Source organism: Roseibium algae (assembly GCF_037783265.1).
GTDB classification, from domain to species: Bacteria; Pseudomonadota; Alphaproteobacteria; order Rhizobiales; family Stappiaceae; genus Roseibium; species Roseibium algae.
In genome coordinates, this window is record NZ_JBAKIA010000006.1 from 257206 (window position 1) to 263914 (window position 6709).

Annotated in this window: 6 protein-coding genes; all 6 read right to left on the reverse strand. The window is 49.6% G+C overall.

Annotation, left to right across the window (positions count from 1 at the left end; all coding sequences use genetic code 11):
* Positions 1-111: 111 nt before the first annotated feature.
* The 6 genes from flaF to V6575_RS12165 all read right to left on the reverse strand — a co-directional run bounded on the left by flaF (position 112) and on the right by V6575_RS12165 (position 6450).
* Positions 112-486, reverse strand: coding sequence for a flagellar biosynthesis regulator FlaF (gene flaF / locus V6575_RS12140; RefSeq protein WP_340274606.1), 375 nt, complete (start codon positions 484-486; stop codon positions 112-114).
* Positions 368-862 carry a flagellar biosynthesis repressor FlbT gene (flbT, locus tag V6575_RS12145; protein WP_340274607.1) on the reverse strand — a complete coding sequence of 165 codons (495 nt, stop codon included), beginning with the start codon at positions 860-862 and terminating at the stop codon, positions 368-370. The genes flaF and flbT overlap by 119 nt, the downstream gene beginning before the upstream one ends.
* 92 nt (positions 863-954) lie before the next feature.
* Complete coding sequence (locus V6575_RS12150; protein ID WP_340274608.1) at positions 955-2463, reverse strand: flagellin N-terminal helical domain-containing protein; 1509 nt, start codon at positions 2461-2463, stop codon at positions 955-957.
* A 291-nt stretch (positions 2464-2754) separates the two neighbouring features.
* Positions 2755-4248 (reverse strand): flagellin N-terminal helical domain-containing protein, encoded by a 1494-nt coding sequence (locus V6575_RS12155; protein ID WP_340274609.1) that lies wholly within the window; start codon positions 4246-4248, stop codon positions 2755-2757.
* Between the two features lie 239 nt (positions 4249-4487).
* On the reverse strand, positions 4488-5624 hold the full coding sequence (locus tag V6575_RS12160) for a flagellin N-terminal helical domain-containing protein (RefSeq protein WP_340274610.1): 1137 nt from the start codon (positions 5622-5624) through the stop codon (positions 4488-4490).
* 439 nt (positions 5625-6063) lie between these two features.
* On the reverse strand, positions 6064-6450 hold the full coding sequence (locus tag V6575_RS12165) for a hypothetical protein (protein ID WP_340274611.1): 387 nt from the start codon (positions 6448-6450) through the stop codon (positions 6064-6066).
* Positions 6451-6709: the final 259 nt, after the last annotated feature.

A 6709-nucleotide genomic window follows, 5' to 3' on the forward strand; every position in this document is an offset into this window, starting at 1 on the left:
TAGCCTAGCAGGCTTTCCGAGCAGGTGTTTCAAAACGACATTCAACACACAAAAGGCCGAAGCTTTTTATAAGCTTCGGCCTTTCTATGCGTCTGACAATTTGGCTTTTCGTTACTCGGGCCTGACCCGCAGACCTTCAGCGATGTTTCGATTGATCGAAATCAGCGTTGTGAGTTTCTCTGGCTGAGGATCAACGATGATCGCCATGGTGTGCTTGAACACAAAGACACCCAGTGAGGCCAAATTATTCTTGATTTCCAATGGAAGCGGGCTCTGGTCACTCGTCGCAGACGTTACCAGAATGGTCCAAAGCTTACGATTATAAGTTAGTGCGTCATCTCGCTCGGCGAAAGAGCTTGTGTCCCACTCATCCTTTATCAGCTGAAGCCGGGCTGCTGCCTTCATGAGAAGGGTCGCTTCCAGCTCCCTCGGGGACACTGCTACCTGGCTCGTTTTCTGATAAGCCTGGGCTGCCTGTTTGTACATGACCGATCAGTGTCCTCTCGTACTCGATAAGCTTACGTGCTTCTTTCAGTGCCTTGTAAAAGGCGCCGCTTATGATCGAGTTACTAATCCGCGTTACGTAGGGGACTGTACTCGGCGCAGCCTTCACAATGTCATTCACAAGAGTGAAGTAATTTTCCTGAATCTTGTCTACTTCACTGGATATATACATCAGCTGAACGGCCAAATAGACCCGTTTGGCCGGTGTATTTGCGGTCGTCGGCGTGAGAATGTCTTTCTCTCTCAGGATTGGCGCCTTGCCTTCGATAAACAACCGGGTCCGCTGATTATCATTGGTAATAATAGAATCGCCAATGATTATTCTTTCGCCCGGTTTAAGCTCGACCTTGAGCGCCATTTCTTGACCTCCAAAATAAAGTATCCAGCAGCAACATTACGCAAAGGTTAACGCAGATGTCGCAGATACTTTAACGAATTATTCTTACGCTACTAGCCGAAGAGGCTGAGGACGCTCTGTTCGGCCTGGTTTGCCAAAGATAAAGCTGTAGATGAAAGCTGTTGGCGTGTTTGAAGCGCCAGCATGTTTGCACCTTCCTCATTCATATCAGCAATTGTGAGGGCCCCAGCCCCTACTTCCAGTGTGTTTATGAGCTCTTCGGTAAAATCTGTCCGAATTTCAACAGTCGACAAAGCCGTTCCGAAATTACTTGCTGCGGAGCGAAGTTCATCAAGGGCAGCATTAATCGCTTTGAGAACACGCTCAATATCTGTGTCGTCCTTAAAACCAGAATCCGTGGCTGTAAGTTTTACTGTTCCATCTGTTGTGGCAAATGCGTCAATGTTGAAGTCTTTGCTGGAGCTGGTGATGTTCCAGGAGACATCGCCTTCAAGGCTGACGCTGCCAGATGAGAAATTGGCATCAAGACCTTTAATAGACTTCACCAGGCTGACAACGTCACTGACGGTTGTGTTCTTGTCGACTTCAAGAGCGGCTGCTTCGAAACCATTCCCATCGGTAATGTACAGAACGTCACCGACGTCGTATCCGCCAGAGGACGTTAGCTTTGCAGCTGCAGTCATTGCCGTTGTTGTGGATGTTGTTGCTGCGCCAGCGGTACCGCCGCCGCCCGTTGCGGTTCCCCCACCGGTATTATCTTTGCTGATGCTTAGGGTCACTGAGGGACCTAACCCTGATACGATCGTGATTTGATCTGTGGTTTCATCAAAGGTCGCTTTAAGTCCCTGAATGCCATCCAGCGCATTGACGTAGTCCTGGACGGTCTCAATTTCCCCGACCCCGGACCCAACCGTGAATGTGGTTGGTGTTGTGCCATCGGTGACAGTGATAATATCACCATCTGCCCAAGTGCCCAGTTCCGATAGCTTCGATGACGCCTGCAGGGTTGGCAAATCAAGGGTTGTAGACGCACCAGCGAAGGAAAAGGAAGATGTTGCGCCAGCGCCAGTCTCGAGATCAGAGAGCGCCAACCCATTCGACAATGACGTGTCGGTGAAGTCTACCGGGTCAATTTTGAGGTTCGAGGTGCTGTCTTCGTTGAAGATCACTTGAAGCTCATTGCCAAGTCCGGCCAGAAGGTTTTTGCCCTTGTAATCGGAATCACGGGCAAGATCTTCAATTTGTTCGAGGATGTCGTTGTATTGCTCTGTATGCGCCTTGCGCTGAAATTCGCTTTGCGTCTGAAGAGCCTGGTTTGCAATTGCCTTGGCAGATTCAACCAGCTGCGTGATTGCAGTGATACCATCATCTGCTGCCCGGATTGTCTGGACCCCCTGGCCCATATTGTCCAGAAGGCTGCTCAAATCGCTTGCCCGATCGTTGAGGCCGGCCGCCGTGAAAAATGAGTTTGGATTATCGAGAGCGGAATTGACCTTCAAACCTGTCGCAAGTCTGTTTTGCGTTGTCGACTGAAGTTTTGCCGTACCTTTCAAGGAGAGCAAGTTTTCCCGAACAGCACTGGAGAGAACAATATCGCCCATCTGAATTCACCATATCATTTATCAGGCGCCTTCGAATTAAAGGCCCGAGTTACCAATACCTTCATCACTGAATAGACCAGCGCCAGAAGTGTAAATGAAAAGTTAACCTGTAGGGCGCGTGTTAATAGTTAGGTAAGATGAGTTACCAAAATATTTTTTTTAACTAATTGAAAAATAAAGATAAAAAAATTGAATGTTTTGATTTTTATGGACCTGAAACACGAAAACGGCGGGGAAGGTCCCGCCGTTTCTGATTGTCAGGTTGTGAGTCGTGCGTCCGACCGATTCTCTTTAGAAGAGAGAAAGTACTGTCTGATCCGCCTGCGATGCGAATGAGAGGGACGTGGAAGCAAGCTGCTGTCTTGTCTGCAAGGCCAGCAAGTTTGCACCTTCCTGGTTGGAATCTGCCAAGGTTAGCTTGCCAGCGCCTTCTGCCAAAGTGTTGATCATCGATTTGGTGTAATCCTGCCGAATTTCAACAGTTGACAGATTGGTACCAAACTCTGAGGCCTGTGATCGCAAGTTCTCGAGGGCATTGTTTAATTTGTCGACGACACGATTGATGGCATTGTCTGTGGCAAATCCACTGTCCTTCAGAGCGGCAATATTCACGCCATCCGTGTCTGCGGTAAATGCACTTGCATTAAAGTTGGCATTGTCACTGGTAAAGGCTAAGTCTGTCTCGCTTTCCAATGCAAGTTTGCCGGTTGTTGTGTTGAATGTTGCACTTACACCAGCGAAGTCATCAATGAAAGTGGTCAGATCATCGACGGTTGTATCTTCTTCGATCTCGATCGATCCGAGTTCGAAGTTGTTGCCGTCGGTGAGTGTCAATGTATCGCCGACTTTATAGGAACCGGATTCTGACAGTTTGGTGCTAGAAGTTGTGATCGCAGCTGCTGTCAATGACGAGAGTGACGCTGAAGTGGTGCCAACTGAGTGCATGGTAAGACTGTCATTGGAAATGACGGTCAGTTCACCATTGCTTTCGTCGAACTCTGCACGGACGCCCGCGATTGAGTTAATTCCATCAATGATATCTTGAACAGTGGTCGTTCCATCTACTGCGATCGTCAACTGCGCGCCCGGTGTCGCGGTGGCGTCGCGAATGACAAAATCGTCACCGCTGATGAAATCATCTCCATCAACCAGAAGAGAACTCGAGTTCAAGGTGGTGCCTGCACCATCATCCAATGTGAGAGTCGTTTCTCCACCCTCAATCTGGAACGACGTTGCGCCACCCTGACCTTCAACAAGATCGCTCAGATTCAAGCCAGTTGAGAGTGTTGAATCTGTATAGTCTACGGCGCCAACTTTTAGCTTGGACGTTGCGTCCTCGTTAAAGATGGTCGTCAGGTCGTTTCCGTCACCTGCCAGAAGGTTTTTGCCCTTATAGGACGAATCCTTGGCAACATCTTCAATCTGTTCCAGCAAGTTGTTGTACTGGGCGGCGAATTTTGCGCGCTCGAACTGGCTTTGGCTCTGCAGGGCCTGGTTGGCCTTTGCTTTGGCGGATTCGACCAGATCGGTGATGGTCGAAATACCTTCGTCAGCTGCCTTGATGGTCTGCAGCGACTGCCCCATGTCTTCCAGAAGATTGCTGAGGTCACTTGCCCTAGAGTTAAGACCCGATGCTGTGAAGAATGAATTCGGATTGTCGAGAGCGGAATTCACCTTCAGGCCAGTTGCCAGCTTGTTCTGGACGCTGGACATCATGTCCGCGGTGGACTGAAGTGTGAGGAGGTTCTGCCGCACGCCGGCGGATAGGGTAATATTGTCGGCCACTTGTGTTCCCTTTCCTGGGTCCCAAAATTGTCTCCGCTCGTTCTGAGCGGCTTAACCAGGATCATCTTCTGTTAACCCTAATCAATGGTTAATCAGTTGCATTTTTAGGGTTAACGAGTGGTTAACGACTTGTGGGGAAAGGGGATTTTTTTGTGATCGGGAGATTTCTTATTTGGGTGAAAAACAAAAAAACGGCGGACCAGATGGCCCGCCGTTGATGATTTTCGCTTTTGCGTTTCTTAGAAGAGACGCAGAACGTTCTGGTCAGCCTGGGATGCCAGGGAGAGGGAGGTTGACGCCAGTGACTGCTGGGTCTGAAGAGCCAACAGGTTGGCACCTTCCTCGTTGGTATCGGCCAGTGTCAACTTACCAGCACCTTCTTCCAAGGTGTTGATCAGCTTGTTTGTAAAGTCCTGGCGGCTTTCCACGATGGACAGATTTGTACCAAAGGTAGATGCCTGAGAACGGAGTGTGTCCTGTGCGCCTTTCAATTTGGAAAGGGCCGCATCAATATCGCTGTCTTTGGCGAAGCCTGAATTCGTGCCACCAGATGAAGTGGTGTCGGCCGGAGTCGAACCGGTGCTCTTTGTCGTGATCTCAAAATCAGATGTAACGGTGAGTGTGTCGGTCGTAAACGCCGCACTCACACCATCAATGCCATCATAAACTGCTTCGAGATCGGCAACTGTCGTCGTATCGGTTACTTCCAGTGAGCCCAATTCCGTACCGTTTACGTCTGTAATGCTGATCACATCGCCGGTCGCAAATTGAGTCGCTGAATCCAGCGTAACGGATGTATTCGCTGCCGTTCCAAGGTCGATCGTGCTGCTGCTTTCAGATCCTTCAGCCAAGTCTGAAAGACTTAGACCAGTTGTGCTTGCGCTATCAGTAAAGTCAACTGATGAAATCGACAGGCTGGATGAGCCATCTTCGTTGAATGTCACGGAAAGATCGTTACCGGTGCCGCCGAGCAGGTTCTTGCCCTTGTAACCGGAATCCTTCGCGATGTCTTCAATCTGGGTCAGCAGCTCATTGTATTCCTTGGAATACTGGGCACGCTCGGACTGACTAGACGTTTGCGAAGCCTGGTTGGCTTTCGCCTTGGCTGCATCGACCAGATCAGAAATCGCGCCGATACCTGTATCTGCTGCTTTTAGAGTCTGAACAGACTGGCCCATGTCATCAAGCAGGGAGGAAAGATCGTTTGCGCGATTTTCCAAGCCTTTGGCAGTGAAGAAGGAGTTGGGATTGTCGAGAGCCGAGTTGACCTTTTTACCGGTCGAAAGTTTCTCCTGAACTTCGCTCATCATTTTAGATGTGGACTGCAAAGCATTCAAGTTGGAACGAACAGCGCTCGAAATTGTAATATCAGTCATAATTTTTCCCTTCTAGGAATACGCAGAACAGAACCCATTCTGGGTCCGACGAACACACCATGGCGCTGAGATGGTAACGGTCTGTAAAGAAAGATGGTTAGCGCTAGTTAACCTTAACGCTTTGTTTCTTTTGATGAATGTTGTGTAATTGGGACTTGCAATTTGCATCTCGCACCGCGCTCTCATCAGTCGAACAGGAGGCGTTTTTTTCAGTGCTGGATGTATGTGATGGGCGCGCTTTTTACGGCAGGCAGGTGTGTGATGAGGTTCAGCACACGCTTAGTTATTGCTCAATAGTGCTGCGCCCTGGGGCAAAAGCGAAAGAACCACCGACAGGTAAGCTGATCTTGGAGCGTAACAGTACTGAGGAAGCGGAGGAATTGATGACACAATCAAAGCCGCCTCAATAAGTCGGGCGGCTTTCTGCTCGTGCCTTGTTTCAGGCGGTCTTGGCGACGGCCTGTGATCGGGCTTCGTTTGCCTGATCGGAGATTGTTTTCGCGTAGGCGCGAATCCTGCGAAGTGTTTCGCTCGGCACCTGATGGACAACTTCTCCGGTGTCGCTATCTGTAGCAACATAGATCAGTGTCTTGCTCTCCGGGTCACGAATATTCTTGCGCTCCAATGTTTGACCGGGCGCAGTTGGTTCGTTTGAACGTTGGTTGTCCGAAGCACGACGACTGTCGTCTGCCTCAGCAGACGGCGAAACCGTGCTTCTTGCTGGCAGCTCTGTTTTAGCTGCCGGTTCGATGCGCTCAGGGGCGCGAGTTGCCGGCGTGATCGCCGTGTAAGACGGCGATGGCGGCCGGACGAATGAGGCTTCCATTGCCTATACCTCCGGGTTACCAGAAACAAATCCCGATAAAATCGAAGATAACGCAAGGGAATTAATTGTAAGTTAACGAAATGGTTTGGGTTTTATAGGTTTTGATTAAGGCGGTGATTCGCTATGTCGTTTGGTAATCCCCCCTAAAATTAGTGGTGTTCAAAAGTAGAATTTTCTCGGCAAGATATCTGAGGAGATTTTTGATGAAGAACGGACGATACAGCGACGCACAGATCATGGCGGTGTTGAGGCAGGCGGA